Annotated in this window: 14 protein-coding genes; 3 read left to right on the forward strand and 11 right to left on the reverse strand. The window is 66.5% G+C overall.

Features of this window, described 5'->3' with window-relative positions; genetic code table 11:
* Positions 1-100: 100 nt before the first annotated feature.
* A complete protein-coding gene (locus tag G365_RS22640) occupies positions 101-2,059 on the reverse strand; it encodes a methyl-accepting chemotaxis protein (RefSeq protein WP_019644096.1) in 1,959 nt (652 codons plus the stop codon).
* Between the two features lie 315 nt (positions 2,060-2,374).
* Between G365_RS22640 and G365_RS0103380 the strand changes: the two genes are divergently transcribed.
* On the forward strand, positions 2,375-2,770 hold the full coding sequence (locus tag G365_RS0103380) for a hypothetical protein (RefSeq protein ID WP_019644097.1): 396 nt from the start codon (positions 2,375-2,377) through the stop codon (positions 2,768-2,770).
* An 85-nt stretch (positions 2,771-2,855) separates the two neighbouring features.
* On the forward strand, positions 2,856-4,394 hold the full coding sequence (locus G365_RS0103385; protein WP_019644098.1) for a multicopper oxidase family protein: 1,539 nt from the start codon (positions 2,856-2,858) through the stop codon (positions 4,392-4,394).
* Here the strand turns inward: G365_RS0103385 and G365_RS0103390 are convergent.
* The 10 genes from G365_RS0103390 to G365_RS0103435 all read right to left on the reverse strand — a co-directional run bounded on the left by G365_RS0103390 (position 4,384) and on the right by G365_RS0103435 (position 18,780).
* Positions 4,384-6,132, reverse strand: a complete 1,749-nt coding sequence (locus tag G365_RS0103390) for a putative bifunctional diguanylate cyclase/phosphodiesterase (protein ID WP_019644099.1) — start codon at positions 6,130-6,132, stop codon at positions 4,384-4,386. The two genes, G365_RS0103385 and G365_RS0103390, sit on opposite strands and share 11 nt — an antisense overlap.
* Positions 6,133-6,158: 26 nt before the next feature.
* Complete coding sequence (locus G365_RS0103395; protein ID WP_019644100.1) at positions 6,159-6,593, reverse strand: response regulator; 435 nt, start codon at positions 6,591-6,593, stop codon at positions 6,159-6,161.
* Positions 6,590-8,062, reverse strand: a complete 1,473-nt coding sequence (locus tag G365_RS0103400; protein WP_019644101.1) for a PAS domain S-box protein — start codon at positions 8,060-8,062, stop codon at positions 6,590-6,592. Before G365_RS0103400 ends, G365_RS0103395 begins: the two co-directional genes overlap by 4 nt.
* A gap of 139 nt (positions 8,063-8,201) precedes the next feature.
* Positions 8,202-9,134, reverse strand: a complete 933-nt coding sequence (locus G365_RS0103405) for a helix-turn-helix domain-containing protein (protein WP_019644102.1) — start codon at positions 9,132-9,134, stop codon at positions 8,202-8,204.
* Between the two features lie 57 nt (positions 9,135-9,191).
* Positions 9,192-11,441 (reverse strand): xanthine dehydrogenase family protein molybdopterin-binding subunit, encoded by a 2,250-nt coding sequence (locus tag G365_RS0103410; RefSeq protein ID WP_019644103.1) that lies wholly within the window; start codon positions 11,439-11,441, stop codon positions 9,192-9,194.
* 4 nt (positions 11,442-11,445) lie between these two features.
* Positions 11,446-11,925, reverse strand: a complete 480-nt coding sequence (locus G365_RS0103415) for a (2Fe-2S)-binding protein (protein WP_019644104.1) — start codon at positions 11,923-11,925, stop codon at positions 11,446-11,448.
* A 136-nt stretch (positions 11,926-12,061) separates the two neighbouring features.
* A complete protein-coding gene (locus G365_RS24055; protein ID WP_019644105.1) occupies positions 12,062-14,140 on the reverse strand; it encodes an HD-GYP domain-containing protein in 2,079 nt (692 codons plus the stop codon).
* Positions 14,137-15,156 carry an ABC transporter substrate-binding protein gene (locus G365_RS20150; RefSeq protein WP_019644106.1) on the reverse strand — a complete coding sequence of 340 codons (1,020 nt, stop codon included), beginning with the start codon at positions 15,154-15,156 and terminating at the stop codon, positions 14,137-14,139. Before G365_RS20150 ends, G365_RS24055 begins: the two co-directional genes overlap by 4 nt.
* Positions 15,157-15,301: 145 nt before the next feature.
* Entirely contained in the window at positions 15,302-16,948 is a 1,647-nt protein-coding gene (locus tag G365_RS20155) for a methyl-accepting chemotaxis protein (RefSeq protein ID WP_019644107.1), read from the reverse strand.
* 338 nt (positions 16,949-17,286) lie between these two features.
* Complete coding sequence (locus tag G365_RS0103435) at positions 17,287-18,780, reverse strand: protein adenylyltransferase SelO (RefSeq protein ID WP_019644108.1); 1,494 nt, start codon at positions 18,778-18,780, stop codon at positions 17,287-17,289.
* Between the two features lie 334 nt (positions 18,781-19,114).
* Between G365_RS0103435 and G365_RS24445 the strand changes: the two genes are divergently transcribed.
* Entirely contained in the window at positions 19,115-20,743 is a 1,629-nt protein-coding gene (locus G365_RS24445; RefSeq protein ID WP_155976107.1) for a GGDEF domain-containing protein, read from the forward strand.
* The last annotated feature ends 7 nt before the right edge of the window (positions 20,744-20,750 follow it).

The raw sequence follows: 20,750 nt of genomic DNA on the forward strand, positions 1-20,750 counted from the left end.
CATTCGCGCGTGAGGCAAGCGGGCGGATGCCCGCGCCCGCCGCCTGAGGGACCAAACAAACAAAAGACCGAAGGCCCGTTCCGGGCCTTCGGGAATCTTGTCAGGCGCTGCGGATCTGGTGGAAGAAGTGGCTGACCTGCTCGCGCATCTGTTCAGACTGGCGGGACAGTTCAGCGGCGGCGGCCAGCACCTGACCGGCGTTGTCCCCGGTTTCCCGCGCCCCGTCGGTCACGCTGATCACGCTCTGGGCCACATCCTGCGTGCCGCGCGCGGCTTCCGCCACGTTGCGGGCGATTTCGCGGGTGGAGTTCCCCTGTTCTTCGACCGCCGCAGAGATATTGCCTGCCAGCGTGTTGACGTCGGTGATGACCTCCGCGATATCGCGGATTGCCCCGGCGACCTCATCCGACACCTTCTGGATGGCAGAGATCTGGGACGTGATATCCTCGGTGGCCTTGCTGGTCTGATTGGCAAGGCTTTTCACCTCGTTGGCGACCACGGCGAAGCCTTTGCCGGCTTCCCCGGCGCGGGCGGCCTCGATGGTGGCATTCAGGGCCAGCAGGTTGGTCTGGCTGGCGATATCGTTGATCAGATTGACGATCTGGCTGATGCGGTCGGTGGTTTCCACCAGTGACCGGACGGTGCTGTCGGTTTTGCGGGCGGCTTCCATCGCCTGCTCCGCCACTTCCCGCGATTGCCCGGCACTGCGCGAAATATTGTCGATGGAGGCGGCCAGCAGGTCGGTGGACTGGGCGACGCTCTGCACGTTCACCGAGGCCTGTTCGGTGGCGGCGGCGGCGGTGGTCGCATCCCCGGCGGAGCGGTCGGCGGTGGTGGTCAGGGCCTGTGCGGTGGCCTCCAGCTCGGTGGCGGCTGAGGTGACGAGGTTCAGCACGTCGACCATATCGCGGTCAAAGCCGGAGATCAGGGCCTCAATCCGTTTGCCGCGTTCTTCGCGGGCGGCAGAGGCCGCGGCCTGTTCGGCCTCAAGGCGGGTCCGTTCGACCGCATTGCGGCGGAACACCTCAACCGTTGCCGCCATCGCGCCGATTTCGTCGGTGCGCCCGGCCCCGGGGATGGTGACGCTCAGGTTGCCGTTGGCCAGATCTTCCATGGTGGCGGTCATTTCCCGCACCGGGCGGGCGACCATCCGGGTCAGGGCCTGATGGTTGATCAGCAGCAGCGCCGCCAGACCGCCCAGAGCAACAAACAGGGCCACCATGCGGAACTCGGTCAGCGGCTGATAGGCCAGATCCTGATCAATCACCGTCACCAGCTGCCAGGTCCGCCCGGGGATCTGCAGCGGGGTAAAGCGGACCAGCCAGTCCTTGCCATTGCCCTGTGCCGCCTGCATCTCTTTACCGACCGCCGGGGTCAGACCGGTGAATTCATCGGCCAGACCCTTGGTGACCATCTCGGCTTTCGGGTGGAGCTGGATGACGCCCTTTTCGTCGATGATGAAGGCATAGCCCAGACCGTCGAGAGTGATGGCGCTGATGGTGGCCGACAGGGTCTTCATATTGAAGGTGCCGCCGACCACGCCCAGCAGTTGCCCGTCGCGCAGGATCGGGGCGCCGAAGGTCATGCCCAGTGCCTTGGTGGCCTGCCGGATGAACGGCGGGGTCAGGATGGTGCCTTTGGTGTCGCTGGCCATCTTGTACCACGGGCGGGTCCGGGGATCGAACCCGGCGGGGAAGGTGTCTTCCGGCCAGAAAATGAACTTACCGTCCGGCAGGCCGACATAGGAGATGTCGAAGGTGTCGGTCAGGGCCTTGGATTTCAGAATGGTCAGATAGGCCGAGGAGTCCGGCTCCCGCGCCATGGCCTGCGCGGCCATCTCGACCAGCCGTTCACGGCCGGCCAGCCAGTTTTCCAGCCCCGTTACCGTACTGCCGCCGATGCCCGCCATGTAGCTGTCGATGCTGCGGGTGATATCGGCCTTCTGATGCCGGTCCACATAGGCGGCCAGCCCGAGGATGATGGTCAGCACGGACAGGGTCAGGGTGGTCAGGATCCGCGTCAGCAGGGTGGTGCGCCGGGGGACAGGGGGATGGGACATTTGGGGACTCTCCTCGGACCGCCGCGGCCCTTCGGGGGCCACCTTCTGATTTTCTGAGCTGCCGCCACCGCACCCTGCCGTACCGGACGGCAGGCGCAGCGGTTGCACAACTGATTTCATAATCCTATCAAAAGAGTCTGATGCAGCGATATGCGTCCGATGGACTATGTCTTTGTAGCAGAATGAGAAAATGAGATCTGTTCGCATCGTTTTCCGTATAGGGTGGTGATGGGGCCATAAAATCCCCGATTGGTTATTGCATTCAGACCGTACAGACATAATATGAAAGCAGGTTTCCCGTTGCCGGATGTCACAATGCCCTTCCGTCGCCTCCCGTCAGACGTGTTTTTCCTGCGTGCTATGCAGCCGCGCGGGATTCGTCTGCTGTTGGTGCTGCTGGGCCTGTGTGCCGTGCTGCTGAACGGCGGGATGATGGCAGCGGCAGCCCCGCCGGTTCTGGTATCGGGGCCGGTGGCTGTTATGGCCGGGGCCGGGGATATGCCCTGCTGCGACCATGCTGCCGGGGGGAAGACAGCCAGTCTGAAAGGTGGCCTGATGAGCTGCCCGCAGGCCTGCGGCGGCTGGCCGGTCGCCCTGCTGCAACTGCCCGCTCCGGCAGCGCAGGCGCAGCGGCTGGGGCCGTTGCCGTCCCGCCCGCCGCAGGGACTGACCGTTTCCCCCGGTCAGCGCCCGCCGATTGCCCGGATCTGAACAGACCCAGCGGCCTGTGGCCTGCCGTCCGTGACGGGGGTCCGGGCCTGTCGTACCGGTTTTTCTGATCCAGAGGGTTTTTCCCATGACATTTTCCCGCCGCCAGATTCTGCTGGCCGGTTCCGGGGCGCTTGCCGCTGCGGCTGCCCCGTCCGCTGTTCTGTCTGTGCTGTCCCCCATCCCCGCCCGTGCCGCCGCGCCGCTGCGGGATCTGACGATCACCCGCCGCACGCTGGAGGTCGGGGGCCGGGCGGCATCTGTTTTCGGCATCGTTGACGGGGCCGGGGCGTCCGGCCTGACCTTCGGGCCGGAAGACCGCTTTGCCGTGCGCCTGACCAACCGGGCGGGAGAGGCCGCCAGCCTGCACTGGCATGGCCAGATCCCGCCGCCGGATCAGGATGGGGTGCCGGGCCTGAACGGGGTCACTCCGCTGGCCGATGCCGCCACCGCGCCCTATGAGTATGCCCTGCAGCCGGGCACCCACTGGATGCATTCCCACTTCGGCCTGCAGGAGCAGCAGCTGATGGCGGCCCCGCTGGTGGTCCGGACCGCCGATGACCTGCGCGCCGATGTGCAGGAGGTGACGGTGCTGCTGCACGATTTTACCTTCCGCGATCCGCAGGAGATCCTGTCCGGCCTGATGAAAGGCATGGATCACGGGGCGATGAGCCACGGCAGCCCGTCAGCCCCGTCACAGTCATCAGCCCCGATGGCGGGTATGGATCACGCCGCCATGGGGCACGGGGCGATGCCCGGAATGGGCCAGTCAGGAATGAGCATGCCCGGCATGGATCATGGCGGGGGGGCCGGGCCGGACCTGAACGACGTCGAGTATGACGCCTATCTGGCCAATGACCGCACGCTGGATGACCCGCAGGTGGTGACGGTGGAACGCGGGCAGCGGGTGCGGCTGCGGATCATCAACGGGGCGACTTCCACCGCGTTCTGGATCGAGACCGGAGCGGTTTCCGCCGAGGTGGTGGCGGTGGACGGTACCCCGGTCCAGCCGCTGCCGGGCAGCCGGTTTCCGCTGGCCGGGGGGCAGCGCCTTGACCTGCTGCTGACCATCCCGAAGGCGGGGTCCGGCGTGGTGCCGGTGCTGGCCCGGCGGGAAGGCAGCAACCACCGCACCGGGGTGATTCTGGCCCCGAAAGGCGCAAAAATCGCCCGTCTGGCCGGGCAGGACGGCCCGGCGGCCCCGCCGCTGGATCTGGTGCTGGAAAGCCGCCTGAAGGCGCTGACACCGCTGCCCGCCGCTGCGGCGGCAACCCGCCTGTCACTGCGGCTGACCGGGTCGATGATGCCCTATGTCTGGTCCCTTGATGACCGTAGCTGGGGCCAGCATGCGCCGCTGGCCCTGAAGGCCGGGCAGCGGGTGGAGCTGACGTTTGACAATGTCAGCGGCATGTCGCACCCCATGCATCTGCACGGCCATCATTTTCAGGTCATCGCCCTTGATGGCAAGGCATTGGCCGGGGCGGTGCGCGATACCGTGCTGGTGCCGCCGGGGCGGCGGGTGACGGTGGCATTTACCGCCGGTCAGCCGGGCGACTGGCCGCTGCACTGCCATAATCTGCTGCATATGGCGGCGGGGATGATGACGGTGGTCACGGTCACGGCGTAAGCGGCCCCCGGTCGCGGACCCAGCCCGGAACGGCCTCAAAGGGCAGGGGGCGGCACAGGCCGAACCCCTGCCCGTGGTTGCACCCCAGTTCGATCAGGGTCTGCCGGCAGGTCTCGGTTTCCACCCCTTCTGCCAGAAGATTGATGTCGAGGGAGTCGCAGAACACCACCAGACTGCGCACCAGCGAGCGGTCGAAACGGCTGTCGCCCAGAGTCAGGATGTAGCTTTTATCAATCTTGATTTCCTTGACCCGGAAATCCCGCAGGGTGCTGAACGAGGTAAACCCGGCCCCGAAATCATCAATTGCCAGCGCAATACCGGCTTCCGCCAGCCGTTCGACCACCCGGGCCGCCTGTACCGGGTTGCCCAGCAGGGCCGTTTCGGTCAGCTCCAGCATGACTCTGGCCGGGGCAACCCCGTGGCGCTTTACCGCCGCCAGCAGATCATCGACAAACGGCGGCGATTCCAGCATGCGGGCGGAAATGTTGATCGAGACGGTCGCGTCGCCGATCAGCGGAGCGACCTCGGCAAGCTGCGCCAGAACGCAGTCAATACTGACGGCGGTAAAGCGCGGCAGCAGCGGCGATTGCTCCAGCGCGCCGATAAAGCGGTCCGGCGGGATCATGCCATGCACCGGATGCGGCCAGCGGGCCAGTGCCTCGAACCCCAGAAGCCGCCCGTCCCGCAGATGGACTTTTGGCTGCCAGAACCAGGTAAACTGCCGGGTTTCCAGCGCCTGTTCAATTTCCCCCAGCAGCAGGATACTGTCGGGCTGGTTGTCGTTGTCTGAGCCAAGATGGTCATGGATCTGTACTTTTTCGATCCCACGCTTGGCCCGGTACATGGCGTTGTCAGCCCGGCGCAGCAGCAGCGACGGATCGGTGCCATGAACCGGACACAGGGCGACCCCGACCGAAGCGCCGATGCGCATCACCCCCTGATCCCCGGCATAGGGGCGTTCCAGCAGGCCGACCAGCTTGCGGCCCAGCATCAGGGCGGCGTCGGCGCTGTGGACATCTTCCAGCAGGATGGCAAATTCGTCACCGCCCAGCCGGGCGACGGTATCGACCTCCCGCACATTGGCCCGCAGGCGACCGGCGACGTCAATCAGCAGACGGTCCCCGGCGGCATGGCCGAACTGGTCGTTGACCTCCTTAAAGCGGTCAAGGTCGATCATCAGCACCGCGAACGGATGATGATCGCGCCTGACCTGCATACAGTTGTGGTCGAGCCGGTCGAGGAAAACATGGCGGTTGTGCAGGTCGGTCAGCGGGTCATGCAGGCTGCGGTGGCGCAGTGTTTCCTCCGTCCGGCGCACATCCTCGCGCATCTGCCGCCACTTCAGCCCTTCGTCGATGGTCTGGGCGACGCGGTCGCTGGTCAGGTCCAGTTTTGACAGATATTCGTGGATGCCGAGCTTGATTGCCTCGGCGGCGCTGGTGTCGCTGCCGTTGCCGGTGACCGCCACCACCACGCAGTCGGGGCCGATGCTTTCCCAGATGTCGGGCAGCAGGTCGCGGCCATCGCCGTCTTCCAGTTGAAAATCGAGAAATACGAAGGAAAACAGAACCTTCTTCTCATGCAGCTCGGTCAGGGCCTCAGACTTCGATGGGGCTTCCTGCACCCGGATGGAATGGGCCGTACGCCGCAGCATACGGACCAGCCGTTCGCGGTCCACATCGTCGTCCTCAATCAGCAGGGCGTGGATCTCCGGATCCCGTATCAGAGCTGTTTCCAACGGCAGACCTCCCGGTTGGGGGGATTTCAGGGCAGGGTGACAGAGCGGGTGTATTTCTGCAGAAACTCAGCCAGCAGCGAAAATTGCGGACCCACGGCAGATTTGATCATGTATCCGGCAATATGGCCGTTGTAGGCGCGGGTCCGGTCGGCTTCCCGCCCGGACGTAGTCAGCACAAACACCACGGTACGCTTCAGCACCGGGTCGGCGCGCAGGGCCTCAAGAAACTCAAAGCCGTCCATACGCGGCATGTTCAGATCCAGCAGCACCACCAACGGTTCGGTAATGTCTTTTGACGGATGGCGGTGCTGCAGGATTTCCAGCGCCTCCATGCCATCAACCGCAATCACGGTCGGGCAGGTGATGCCGTGACTGCGGAAACTGCGCAGCACCCCTTCCACCGCGACATCATCATCATCGACCAGAAGGACAGAGCAGGGATTGAGCGGGGCAGCCGTCATGATAGTCCCCCTTCCGGAGTATCCCGCAGGGCGATGCGGGGCCAGTGGACGGTGAAGCAGGCCCCGCCCAGCGCGCCATGGCCGGTGACAGAGATCATACCGTCATGGGCATTGATCATCCGGCGGGTCACTGCCAGACCGACCCCATGCCCCGGCACGGTTGAGGTCGCCCGGTGAAACAGCCGGAAGATCCGTTCCCGCGCCGAATCGGGGACGCCGGGACCATCATCTTCAACGCTGAACACCACGTAGCGCCCCTCATCGCGGGCGGTGATGCGGATATGGCCCTGACCTTCCCCCCGGTGCTTGACCGCATTGGTGACCAGATTATGCAGGCTGGCCGCCAGCGGGGTGCGCCAGGTGGTCAGGGGCGTTGCGGTCAGATCCAGCTCCACCCGGAAGTCATCGGGGACTGATGCCAGTGCCAGCACGTCATCAATCAGCTGGGCAGGGTCTATTTCTTCCTGCCGCAGGGTACGTTGCCCGGCGCGGGCGTACTCCAGCAGGTCGTCGATCATCCGTTCCGCCCGCTCCACCCGGACCGCGATCCGGTCAAAGTTGGTGGTGACCGCTTCCGGCAGGGGCAGATCCCCCAGATCCTCGCGGATCCAGCCCAGAAGATCGGCAATGCCCCGCAGCGGCGACCGCAGATCGTGCGAGGCGACATAGGTGAACTCTTCCAGCTGCGCGTTGGTCTGGCGCAGGGCGGATTCGGCGCGCTTGCGGGCGGAAATGTCGCTGACAATCGCCAGCAGCCGCATGCCTGCCGGGGTATCAAGACGGCTGAGGGCAATCTCAACCGGAAACTCCTCTCCCGAACGGTGCAGACCTGTCAGGTCGCGGCCCTGCCCCATCATGCGCGGGGTGGCATCGGCGGCGTAGGCGGTCATCAGGCCCCGGTGGCCGGAGCGGTAGCGGGTGGGAATCAGGGTGTCCAGAGGCTGACCGATCAGCGCGCCGCTGTCATAACCGAACAGCTGCTCGGCCACCGGATTGGTCAGGCGGATCATCCCGTCGGTATCGATCAGCAACACCCCCTGCGGCATGGCCGCCACCACCTGCCCGAACTGCATCTGCGCCAGACGCATCACCGACACGTCAGAGACATAGGCCATGGCGGCGGCCTGCCCGTCGTAATCAACCGGGCACAGGGCGATTTCCACCGTGACCGGGTGGCCGTCGGCATGGCGGGCATACAGCGGCTTACCGGCCCCCATCTGGCGCTGGCGCGGCGCGTCGAGAAACATCCGCACCAGCCCGGCGTGGGGCTGGCCAAGGCCGTCGGGCAGCAGGTCAGTCAGCGGCTGGCCGGAAAGGCTGCCCGGTGGGTGCCCCAGCATCCGGTGCAGGGTATGATTGGCGTAAAGGATCCGCGAGTTCACATCCGCGATCAGGACACCGACCGGGGCATGATCCAGAACTGTGCGGACCTGTGGCAGTGTTACGGGGTGAACGGGTGTTTCCGTCATCGGCGGCCCTCCCGCAGGGGATAAGGCCTTGGCGGCCTCTCTTCCTCAAGGGAACCGCCGTTTGACTGAATGGTCAAGCGCCATAGTCGGAAATACCCGCAAAACTGTATGAACAGCCATATTTTCCCGGACTGTTCTGTCAGTGCCGTGGGGTGCGTTCGCGGTATTCGCTGGGGCTCATCCCGACTTTCTTGCGGAACAGGCGGGAGAAATACTGCGGATATTCAAAACCGAGCCGGTAAGACACCTCGGCGACCGACAGTTCCGGCCGCAGCAGCAGGTCGCGGGCTTCGTCGAGCAGGAACTGATGGATGTGGTCGGTGGCCCCGCGCCCGGTTTCCGCCCGCAGGGCATCGCTGAGATAACGGGCGGAGACGCCGAGCAGGGCGGCAATGGCCTCAACGCGGGGGGCACCGTCCGACTCCAGACGGCCACTGGAAAAATACTCCTGCAGGGCGCTGGTGAAGCGGGTCAGCAGGCTGCCCGGGGCGATGGAGCGGTTGAGGAACTGCCGTTTATAGAAGCGGTCAGCGTATTTCAGCAGGGTGCTGATCTGCCCCAGCAGCAGGTCGCGGGTGAATTCGTCGGGGTTGCTGCTGTATTCGGTATGGATTGAGGCCATCAGGCCGCGCACCGTCGCCTCTTCCTTCGGGGACAGGTGCAGGGCCTCGTTAACAGCGTAGGAGAAAAAGCCGTAGCGGCGCACCGTTTCGCGCAGTTCGCTGCCCAGCAGGAAGTCTTCGTGGATGTGGATCATGATGGCATCGGCGGACATCACCACATCGGTACAGGTGATTTCCTGACGCGGGGCGGTGAACATCATCGAGCCGTTACTGAAGTCGTAGCGGGTGCGCCCGTAGTGCATCTCGCCCGAGACGATCCGCTTGATGGCGATTGAATAGAAGTCGTTGGAAAACGTGACGCCCTGCTCGGCGCAGGCGCGGTAGGCGGGGTTGTCGGTGGTGGGGCCATCCAGCCGCACCACCGCCACCATCGGGTGTTCCGGCGGGGGAAAGCCCATGGTTTCCGCCATTTCCGCCAGTGAGCTGAAATGCACTTTCCGGGGTACCATGGGCGTCTCCTTCACCGGTGATCTTAAACGAACGGTGATCTTAAACGAACGGTGATCTTAAACGAAACTGAACCCGGCAGCGCTGAACGGCAGGGTGGTGACCCGCTTGCCGGTGGCGGCAAACAGGGCGTTGGCCAGGGCCGGGGCCACCGGCGGCACACCGGGTTCCCCGATGCCGGACGGTGCCTCGGCCGAGGCGACGATCCGCACCGAGATTTCCGGCATTTCGCTCAGGCGCAGCGGTTCATAGTCCGGGAAATTGGACTGTGCGACCTGCCCTTTGTCCAGCGTGATCTCGCCGCGCAGGGCGGCGGACAGGGCGTAGCCGACCCCGCCTTCGATCTGGGCGCGGATCACGTCGGGGTTGACCGCCACCCCGCAGTCAACGGCGGCGTGGACGTGATCGACATGCACCTTGGTGCCGTCAACAGTGATATCGACCACCATCGCGACATAGGTGTTAAACGACAGATGGCTGGCAAAGCCCCGGGCCTTACCGGCGGCCACCGGCTGCCCCCAGCCTGCCAGATCGCGGGCGGCTCGCACCACGGCAGCCATGCGGGCCTGCTGGGGTGTCGGTGCCGCCGGGGTCAGCAGGGCCAGCCGGGTTTCCACCGGGTCTTTCCCGGTGGCGGCGGCGACCATGTCGATCAGGCTTTCCATCACAAAGGCGGTATGGGTGTGGCCCACCGACCGCCACCACAGCACCGGCACCGGGGTGACGAAGTCCGTCAGGGCGATGGCCATGTCCGGCAGGGTGTAAAGGCTGCCCTTCACCCCTTCGACCGATGTTTCGTCGATACCGTTATGGACCATCACCGCCTCGAACGGGCTGCCCTTCAGGATCGACTTGGTGGCGATGCGGTGATCCCAGCCGGCGATGCTGCCGTCAGCGGTCAGGCCGATGCTGGCGCTGTGCAGGGCGGCGGAGCGGTAATAGCCGCCCTTGATGTCATCTTCGCGGCTCCAGACCAGTTTGACCGGGGTCTTGCCGCCCATCAGGGCGAAGGCCATCGCCGCTTCGGCATGATAATCCGAGGTCGGGGTCGCCCGCCGCCCGAACGAGCCCCCGGCGAACAGGGTGGTGATCTCGACCTGCTCCGGCTTCAGGCCGAGGATGGCGGCAACCGTCGGCAGGGTGATGGCGGGGAACTGGCAGCCGTCATGCACCCGCACGCCGGTGGCGGTCGGCTCGATCACGCAGTTCAGCGGTTCCATCGGGGCGTGGGCGAGGAAGGGGACGGAGAATTCCGCCTCGATCTTCCGTGCCGCGCCACTGACGGCGGCGGTGATGTCGGCCCGGCGCGGGCCGTTCTGCACCGGCAGCTCTGCCCGGGCGGCGGCCTGACGCAGGGCTTCGGTGATATCGGCGCTGCTGCGGCCCTCGGCCTTGCTGAGATCCCACTGGGCGGTGATGGCATCCCGTGCCTTGAACGCCTGCCAGGTGGAGCGGGCGAACACCGCCACCCCGGCCTTGTTGGGCAGGGCATGGGCGGCGACAAAGCCGGACAGGGCTTTGGCGGCACTGTCATCGAAGCCGGTCAGGGTGGCCCCGAACTGCGGCGGGCGGACCAGCACGGCATAGACCATGCCGGGCAGATGCACATCCATGGCAAACCGGGCGCTGCCGTCGGTCTTGCCGGTGCCGTCTTTCCGGCCCGGGCCGGTGTGGCCCTTGCGGGCGGCGGCGTGGTCAACACCGATCAGGCGGAACTGATCCGGGGTTTTCAGCGCCGGGGTCTGCGGCGGGGTCAGCGCGGCGGCATCTTTGACGAAATCGGCGAAGGTGCCGCGCTTTTTCCCGGCGGTCAGGATGCCGTCGCGGATGGTGATCGCCTCTGGCCTGACCTTCCAGCGGGCGGCGGCGGCGCGGACCAGCATGTCGCGGGCAGCGGCCCCGGCCTGACGGTATTGCAGGTAGGAATTGGCGATGGCCGTCGATCCGCCGGTGCCCTGCGCCCCGAGCAGGCTGTTGGCATAGCGGCTGTTATCCGCCGGGGCGAAGGCCGATTTCATCTGCGCCCAGTCGGCGTCCAGCTCTTCCGCCACCAGAGTGGTCAGGCCGGTGGTGGTGCCCTGACCCATCTCGAAGTGTTTGGCGATGACGGTGACGGTGCCGTCACTGCCGATGCTGACGAAGGGGTTGAAGGCGGCATCGCGCACTGCCGGGGCGGCGGCCAGCACCCCCCGGGCGGTGATCCCCAGCGTCAGGGCGGCGGCCCCGGCGGTGGCGGCGCCTTTCAGAAAGCCCCGGCGCGACAGGCCGGTGGCGGAGAGGGTTTCGGTGTCGGTCGGCTGATGAGTCATGGTGTTACGCCTCCAGCCGGGTGGCGGCAAGGTGCACGGCGGCACGGATGCGGACATAGGTGGCGCAGCGGCAGAGGTTGCCGTTCAGCGCGGCATCAATGTCGGCGTCGGTCGGTTTCGGGGTTTCGCGCAGCAGGCCGATGGCGGCCATGATCTGGCCGGACTGACAGTAGCCGCACTGCACCACGTCAGAATCCTGCCAGGCCGACTGTACGGCGGCGGCGACCTTATCGGTCCTGACGCTGGCGGCGGCCCCTTCAATGGTGGTGATGGCGGCGGTGCCGACATCGCCGACCGGGGTCTGGCAGGCGCGGGCGGGCACCCCGTCGAGATGGACGGTACAGGCCCCGCAGGCGGCGACGCCGCAGCCGAACTTGGTGCCGGTCATCATCAGGGTATCGCGCAGAACCCACAGCAGCGGGGTTTCGGGGTCAACGTCAACGGTCTGGGGTTTGCCGTTGACCGACAGGGTAAGTCTGGACATGGGGGAGTGCCTCGTCGCCACAGGGCCATCACGGCCCGAAGGGATTTCCACAGATGTCTCAGAGTGTGCGGTGACTTTGGATGTGGGGGAATAAACAGATCCACGCCGGATGGATACGTTTTGACGGAAACCGCCGTCAGCGCAGCGGGGGCCCGGCGTCTTCGTACAGCGACAGGCAGGCGTCAACCACGGTGGCATCCAGTCTGGTGCCGCGCAGGCGGCGCAGCTCCTGCAGGGCCGCGTTCAGGCCCAGCGCCGGGCGGTATGGCCGGGGGGAGGACATGGATTCCACAATGTCGGCAACGGTCAGGATCCGGGCTTCCAGCATGATTTCGTCACCGCTGAGGCCGCAGGGATAGCCGGAGCCGTCGAGGTATTCGTGGTGCTGATACACCATATCGGCCACCGGCCACGGCAGGTTCAGCGTGCGCAGGATGTCATAGCCGACGGCCGGGTGGGTCTTGATCAGGTTGAACTCGATATCCGACAGCCGCCCCGGTTTGGACAGAATCCGCAGCGGAATCTGGATCTTGCCGATGTCATGCACCGTGGCGGCCAGCCCCAGCCCCTCGATCCGGAAGGGGTCCAGCCCCATCCGTCCGGCAATCGCCACCGCAATCGCCGCCACCTGCCGTTCATGCCCGGCGGTGTAGGGGTCGCGGGATTCCAGCGCTGCCGACAGGGCTTCGATGGTCTGGCGCATGGCACTGTGGACCGCCGGTTCGGTGGTCTGCGCCACCGGTGTCAGCCGGGGCGGGGCCATGGTCTGGGGCAGCAGGTCCGGCAGCGGCACCGGCTGCGGCTGTCCCGCCGGGGACGGGGCGTCGGACAGCTGCGGAAAGCGGTAGCCGCCGGCGGTGACCAGCCGGATGCAGGCGCTGGCAACATCGGGGTCAAGTGCCTTTCCGGCCTGAGACCGGATGATCTCCAGCGCTTCCACCCACGGCAGCGCCGGGCGGAACGGGCGGTGCGAGGTCAGGGATTCCATCATGTCGGCGACCCGCAGGATCCGCGCTTCCAGCAGGATTCCGGTCCCGCGCAGGCCCCGGGGATAGCCGGTGCCGTCGTAATTTTCATGATGCTGGCGGACGATTTCCGCCACCGGCCACGGAAAATCAATGCCGCCGAGAATGTCGGCCCCCACATCGGGGTGCTGGCGGATGAAGGCAAACTCCAGCGGCCCGAGTTTACGGGGATTGAGCAGAATTTCAGACGGAATCCGGGCCTGCCCGATATCATGGGTGCGGGCGGCGATCTCCAGCCCTTCCAGACGGGGCCGGCCCAGCCCCATTGCCCGGCCCAGCGCCACGCACAGATCCGCCACCCGGGATTCGTGCCCGGCGGTATAGGGGTCGGTGTGCTGGGTATTGGTGCTGAAGGCATTGATGATCTGATGGGTCATCGCGCCCAGCTGTTCCAGTGCGCCGTCCAGTGCCTCGCCGATCCGGCCCGGTTCATCCTCGCCGCGCACGTTGCTGCGGGCCAGCAGGTCGCCCTGCCGGAAAGCGCGGGCGGCATCGACGATCAGCCGGGCCCGGCGCACCACCGAGATCCCCAGTGTCATCCACAGCAGCACCGCCAGCGCCACCACCACCGTCACCCGCACCATGGCCTCGCGGATCAGGTCAGTCAGTAGCGCATCATGCCGCCCGCTGGTGGTTTCGTACTGGACATACGTGAAGCATTGCGGCGTCCGGATCCCCTGCCGGGTCAGCACACAGACCGGGGTGATGCCGGTGATGCTGCCCTGACCGGCAACAATCTGCACCGTGCCCGACGGGGTGGTGGCCGGGGCCGCCAGCCCCGGCGGCGGTTGCAGGACATTACCGGTCGAAGTCCAGCCGGACAGGCCGTACCCGGCCTGTACATCCGGCCAGCGCAGCCCGATCTGTTCGCGCCGGGTGGCGGCGATCAGGATGCCCGCTTGGTCGATGATCGCCGCCTGCACGTCTTCATCCCGCACCGCCAGCATCGACACCATCCACTGGGCGTCATCGTGCCGCCCTTCTGACAGAAAGCGTTCAAGAAGGCCGTCAACCCGGTACAGGGCAATCCGCATGGTGCGTTCTGCTTCCCCCGAGACTTCCGGGGTGATCCGCAGGCCGTCAAAGCCTGACTTGATCAGTTCTCCCCCCAGCCCCAGCACCAGCAGGATCAGCACGATCCGGGCCCGGATCGACAGGGTCAGGGACCGCTTCGGTTTCACTGCGGTCATTGCGCGGCCCCCGTCTGTGGCGTGGGGGCCGGGGGCAGCGGCCACGGGGCAAACGGCAGGGCCGGAAACCGCGCCCCGGCGGGGATCAGCCGGGTGTTTTCCATCGCCGCCCACAGGGCCGAGGCCTGCCGCCCCAGCGCCGGAACCGTGCCGTTCAGGTACGCCGCCTGATCGGTGGCGGCCGGAAAGCGGATCCCTTCCAGCGCCTGCCGCAGCATGGCCGGGGTCAGGCCGTGGCGGCGGCCGGTGCCGTCCAGCCGGGCCGGGTCGCCGGACAGCAGGCGGCTGACCCCGTCCAGCCAGACCTGCCGCAGATGGGCGGTGACCTCGGGGCGCAGCAGATCGGTGCGGACAACCAGCACATCCACCACCTCCCCCGGGATCGCGGCGGAGGTGAACACCGGCCGCGCCAGCCCGGTCATCTGGGTGATGAACGGTTCATAAGTGACCACCGCATCCAGCGTGTGGGTGCGCAGGGCCTCGGCGTGATTATCGGGGGAGACCACCGACAGGCTGACGGAGGACAGGTCAATCCCGTTGTGCTGGAGAAACCGGCTGAGGACATAGGCCCCGACAGCAGTTCCTTCATATCCGATCCGCAGCCCGCGCAGGGGGGCCCCGTCGGGCAGGTCGCTGCGCAGCAGCACCGCGTCGGCCCCGGCGGAGACATCGGCAACCGCCACCACGGTCAGGGGCAGCCCGGCGGCGGCAAGGCTCAGGGTTTCATCCAGGGTCAGGGTGGCGGCATCGGCGACCCCGTGTTGCAGGGCGCGGATCACCTCGGTGGTGGAGGGCAGCGATGCCAGCCGCACCAGCTTCGGGTTCAGGGACCCGGCATCCTGTGCCAGAAACAGCGGCTCGTAGCCCAGCCACTGGTTACTGGCGAGCTTCAGCGGCGGTGGCAGCGGGCGCAGGCGGTCTGCCAGCAGAAAGACCACGGCCCCGGCCAGAGTGGCAAGCAGCAGCAGGGCAAGGCCCCTGACACTGCGCCCGAGATGGCGATGGAAGGCGGTCACGGTCGCGGCATCCCGTCAGGCTATGTGTCTGAAAACAACATCCCCCTTTAATACGGGGTTTCTGGTGTTTCACCAAGGGGTCTCTGCCGGTCCTGCGTGCCCCGCCGCCCCTGTGACAAGGGGGCGGCGGCGGCAGACCGGGGCCTCAGTCCATCGACCGCGACAGACGGTCCAGACCGTTCAGGACGTCGCGGCTGGCGGCGTTCATGGTTTCCAGCGCGGCCAGCGCCCCTTCGGGGTCACCGGCATGATGGGCATCCAGCGCGGTTTTGGCGGCGGCATGGACCCGGCTGTGCGGGTCTTCCAGCGCCCTGAACAGCGGGGTGCCGACAATGCGGGGGTCCTGCACCGTGTCGTACCATTTGCCCAGACGGCACTGGTGATGGTCCGGCACGGCGTGGCTGTGCCAGTCGCCATGGCCCATCAGCACGTCGATCACCCGCTTTTTGAACAGGATGTGGTCGATCTTGGCGATTTCGCACAGCCCGCGCGACGACCCTTCGACAAACCAGTCTTTGGCACTGCTGGCCACCAGATCATTGCTGGCCTGAATGCTTTTTGACACATCGCCGACCATTTCGGCATTGCGGCGGGCAAAGTCGGCAACGGCGGCGATGTTTTCGGCAATTTCGCCGGTGGCCACCTGCTGCTGCCCGAGGATGGCGGAAATATCGCCGACCTTCTGGTTAACGGTCGTCACCTGCTGCGAGATGCCGCCCATGGTATCGCGGATGGTGTCAATCGCCGACTGGCCGCTGGTCACCGCACTGGTGGAGCGGGTCATGGCCTCGCGGATATCGCTCATGCCGGAATGCAGGGCGTGGACCTTCTGGGTAATGTCTTCGGTGGCGCGGGCGGTCTGGTTGGCCAGCGTCTTGACCTCGTTGGCGACCACGGCGAAGCCTTTGCCCGCGTCTCCGGCCCGGGCGGCCTCGATGGTGGCATTCAGGGCCAGCAGGTTGGTCTTGCTGGCGATGGACTCGATGGTGCCGAGGATCTGACCGATCTGTTCAGCGGCGTTGGCCAGATCAGCGACCGATTCCGCCGTCACCGCGACCGCGCGGGAGATATCTTCGATCGCGGTCAGGGCGCTCTGGGTGCTGACCACGGCGTCGGCGACGGTCCGGTCGGCCAGCCCGGCCTCGCTGGAGGCCTGATCGCTGTTGCGGGCGATTTCCTCGGCGCTGCTGACCAGCTCCTGCGCGGCAGAGGCGATGGTCTCGCCCGAATGACGGGTGATTGAGGAGTTGCGGATCAGCGCCGCCAGAACGGCGGTGGCGTCGTTCACCTGTGCCGTCACCTCGGCCATCATCCGCAGCATCTGGATCGATTTTTCCCGCCGCGCCAGCGCGTCCTTGCCGCTGGCGACGGTGGAGGCGTAGACCTGCTGGGCGCAGATGGCATCGGCGGTTGCCACCCGGTGCAGGGCGGCCAGAACCCGCCCGACCCGGCCCGGCATCAGGTGAATGCCTGCGGCGGCGGTCTCTGACAGATAATCAAGGGTCAGGCCCTGAATCAGCTGGTTCCAGCAGGGTTCCAGCCCGATGTCGGCCTGCAGGGTGCCCAGCGCGGCAGAGGCGTCGGCACAGGCTTCCGGCGCGGTGCCGGACAGCAGATCCTGCCAGTGGGCAATCCGGCCGGTCAGCAGGTCCCGCAGGCGGGGATTGTCCAGCAGCGGGCGCAGCGCGGTCACCGGCTCCAGCGTGTGCAGGACCTGCGCGACCACTTTGTCCCCGGCCATACGGCACAGGGACAGGGCTTCCGCTCTTCCGGTGCTGTCAATTCCCCCCATGAGAACGTTTACAGCCTGATGCGCGGACGATGAGTAGACAGACGTATCCACAGTGTGAACCCTTCCCCTTTTTAAAAAGAAACCGTTCCGGCTTCCCTGCCCGAAGGAAGCGGTCCTGCCATGCGGCAGGGCCGGACCCCGGAGCGGTATGCCGGTATTGTAATATTTATCATATGGGTATCTGTATCCCCCGAAAGCACTATTCACATATGTGTTGTGCGCATGGTTCATCGCGCATTACGCGCTTTGTTTTTCATACGCACAGATCCTTTCAATCAGGGGTTCTCCCTGTCCGGGGGCGTCCTTCTCAGGCCCCCCCTCAGGTGCCCCCCCCCCCCTCAGGTACCACAGAAGGTCTGGTACACCCGTTCCTGCGGGGCCGGGGGCAGTGTGTAGGCGATGTGGTCCGGGTCATCCCGGTATGGCTCGGTCAGGGCCTCCAGCAGGCGGTGTAAGGGCCGCAGGTCGCCGGTTTCGGTGGCGGCGGTCAGGACGGCCTCGACCTGATGGTTGCGCGGAATGCGGCGTGGGTTGGCGGCGGCCATCCGGGTGGCGCTGCCCGGCGGCGCGGCGGCGGCGGCCCAGTCCTGATACCAGCGGCGCAGGGCCGGGGTGTGGAACGGGCAGGGGGCGGTTCCCGTCTGCTCCTGCTTCTGCCGGGCATCGGTCAGGGCGGCGAAGGTGTTGGTATAATCAGCCTCATCGGCCTGCATGGCCGCCAGCCCGGCGGTGATCAGGTCACGCGGGGCATCGGCGGACAGGCCGAATTTGTCGGTCAGGCACTGCTGCCACTGGCGGTCAAACTGCTCCGGCAGGCGGTCAAACAGGGTCTGCACCCACGTTAGGTCGCCGCCGGGGGCCAGAACCGGCAGCAGCGTTTCGGCCAGCCGCGCCAGATTCCAGCGGGCAATGGCGGGCTGATTGCCAAAGGCATAGCGGCCCCCGTGATCAATCGAGCTGAACACCGTCGCCGGGTCATAGGAATCAAGAAAAGCGCAGGGGCCGTAATCAATGGTTTCCCCCGACAGGGTCATGTTGTCGGTGTTCATCACCCCGTGAATGAAGCCGACCCGCAGCCAGTGGGTGATCAGGCTGCACTGGCGGTCAATCGCCGCCGTCAGCAGGGCGGCGGCTGCCTCTGTGGCGGGGGCCCCGTCGGGGACAAGGCCGGGGTAATGGCGGCCCAGCGTGTGGCGGATCAGGGCTTCCAGCGTGGCAGGATCGGTATGGGCGGCGGCAAACTCAAAGGTGCCGACCCGGATGTGGCTGGCGGCGGTGCGCACCAGCACCGCGCCCGGCAGCACATGGTCGCGCAGCACCGCCTCGCCGGTGGTGGTGACCGCCAGACTGCGGGTGGTGGGGATGCCAAGGGCATGCATCGCTTCTGACAGAATGAATTCCCGCAGCATCGGCCCCAGCGCGGCCCGGCCATCGCCCCGGCGGGAAAACGGCGTGCGCCCCGACCCTTTCAGCTGGATGTCCACCCGCTGCCCGTCCGGGGTCAGGTGTTCGCCCAGCAGAATCGCCCGGCCATCCCCCAGCAGGGCAAAATGGCCGAACTGATGCCCGGCATAGGCCTGTGCCAGCGGGGTGGCCCCGGCGGGGACGGTGGTGCCCGACAGCAGACGGGCCAGATCCTCTTCCGGCAGGTCTTCAAGGCTCAGCCCGAGGGCGGCGGCCAGAGGCCGGTTGAACAGCGCCATCTGCGGGTCGCGTACCGGCACCGGGGCCTGCCGCACATACAGCCGTCCGGGCAGACTGAGATAGGTGGTGTCAAAGCACCAGCCGCCGGGCTGGCGGGTGGGGGGGCTGGCGGCAGGGGCAACAGGCATCGGAGCAATCCGGACAGACAGGGACAGTCTGTATATTGGAACAATTCTGAGGGATGTCCACTCTCTGCCCCTGCGGATCTCTCCGCCGGACTATTTTTTATCGCGAATATAAAAAGAGTCTGAACAAGAGCCTTGAGGAGATTTGGTTTTTACCGCCCTCGGGAAAATGCTAGAGTGCATCTGATCCTGTGCCCGGGCAGATGCGCGGTTGTCGGGGCCGGATCAATGCACCCGGGCGGGGGCCATGGGCGGCAGGCATGCAGATGCCGGCGATGCCGCCACGGTACGGTGACGGGCGGATCAGATCCGCCGGGTGCCGGGCCGCAAAGGATGTATGATGCCTCGATCGGTTGTGTTTTCAGGGACATCTCTTGTCGCTGCCATCCTCTGGCTGGCAGGCTATACGGCTGCCGGGTATGCCGGGCTGGCCCTGACCACCCTGCCGGGGACATGGCTGGCCCTGATCTGGCTGCCGTCGGGTCTGGGGCTGACCGCTGTCTGGATGCTGGGGACCCGGCTGGGGCTGCCGCTGGTGATGTTGGGGTCCCTGCTGGTGAATGTCAGCGGTATTTTTGCCGCCCGTCCGTCTGATCTGCCGGTACCGGCCGCGACGCTGCTGCTGCTGGCCGTGGCGGCGGTGGATATGGTGCAGACCGCGCTGGCCGCCCGTCTGTGGGGGCAGTGCGGGCCGCATGGCCTGATGGGCGGTTCTGCCACCGCCCTGCGGGATGCGGGGCCGGGGGGCGATAAGCCTGCCCTGATCTGGTCTCTGCCGGTTTACGGCCGCTTTGTGCTGGCCGCACTGGTGGCCCCGGCGGCAACCTGCTGGATTTTCGTGCTGCTGGCCCGCAGCGGCGGGTATGTCCCGCTGACGGGCCTGCCACAGCTGCTGTGGGATACCCTGCAGGTGTCGCTTGCCGACGCGCTGGGGATTGTGCTGGTGACTCCGGCGCTGACCGGCCTGATCCGGGCGGTGATGTCCCGCCGGACCGATGGCGGTCTGGGTGAGGATGCCGGGGCGGCGCTGGGCTTCGGTCTGCTGGCTCTGGCCCCGGTCGGGCTGGCCCTGCAGGTGCCGGAGGCGCTGACCCTGCTGGCCCCGGTGATCGCGCTGGCCCTGCTGCGCCACCGCCTGCCGGGGGTGGCGCTGGCGGTCGGGTTTTCGTCGCTGGCGCTGATGATTCTGGCGGCGCACAGGGTTTTTCCCGGCGATATGGATGCCGATGTGCCGGTGGACAGTCTGAACGGGATCATCCTCTGTCTGGCCCTGACCGTGCTGCTGCTGGCGGTGGCCTGCGAGCAGATGCATCAGGAACGCCAGCTTCTGGCTGACCGCGTCGCCCTGCGCACGCATGAACTGTCCGAGGCGCTGGCCATGGCGGAACGGATGGGCCAGACCGATCTGCTGACCGGCCTAGGCAACCGCCGGGCCCTGCAGGATTGCCTGCAGCACGAGGCGGCGGTGGCTGCCCGCCGCCCGGCGGGGGACGAGCCGGATCTGTCGATGATTGTGGTCAACCTCGACCGGTTCCGCAGCCTGAACGAACGCTATGGTGCCGTCACGGGGGACCGGGTGCTGATGGCGGTTGCCGGGGCGCTGTCGCATCTGTGCCGGGGGACGGATACGCTGTTCCGCAGCAGTGCCGGGGAATTTACCCTGATCTGCCGGTCTACCCCGGAAGAGGGGGCGCTGGTGCTGGCCCGCAAGCTGGCGGCGGCGGTACAGGGGCTGCGTCTGCCGGTGCAGGATGGCCGCCATGATGGCGACCTGCCGCCGTTTCTGGCGGGCCTGACCGGGGCGGCGGACCTGATGGCGGAGCGGGAGGAAACCCTGCCGCTGAGTGCCTGTTTCGGGGTTGCGGCCCTGACCCCGGGTGAGGAGTGGGAACACTGGCAGCGCCGCGCCGATGAGGCCCTGCAGGAAGCCCGGGCCGAGGGGCCGGGGCGGATCCGTGCCGGGTGACCGGCAT

It is taken from the genome of Novispirillum itersonii subsp. itersonii ATCC 12639 (assembly GCF_000381985.1).
In the GTDB taxonomy this organism is placed as follows: Bacteria; Pseudomonadota; Alphaproteobacteria; order Rhodospirillales; family Rhodospirillaceae; genus Novispirillum; species Novispirillum itersonii.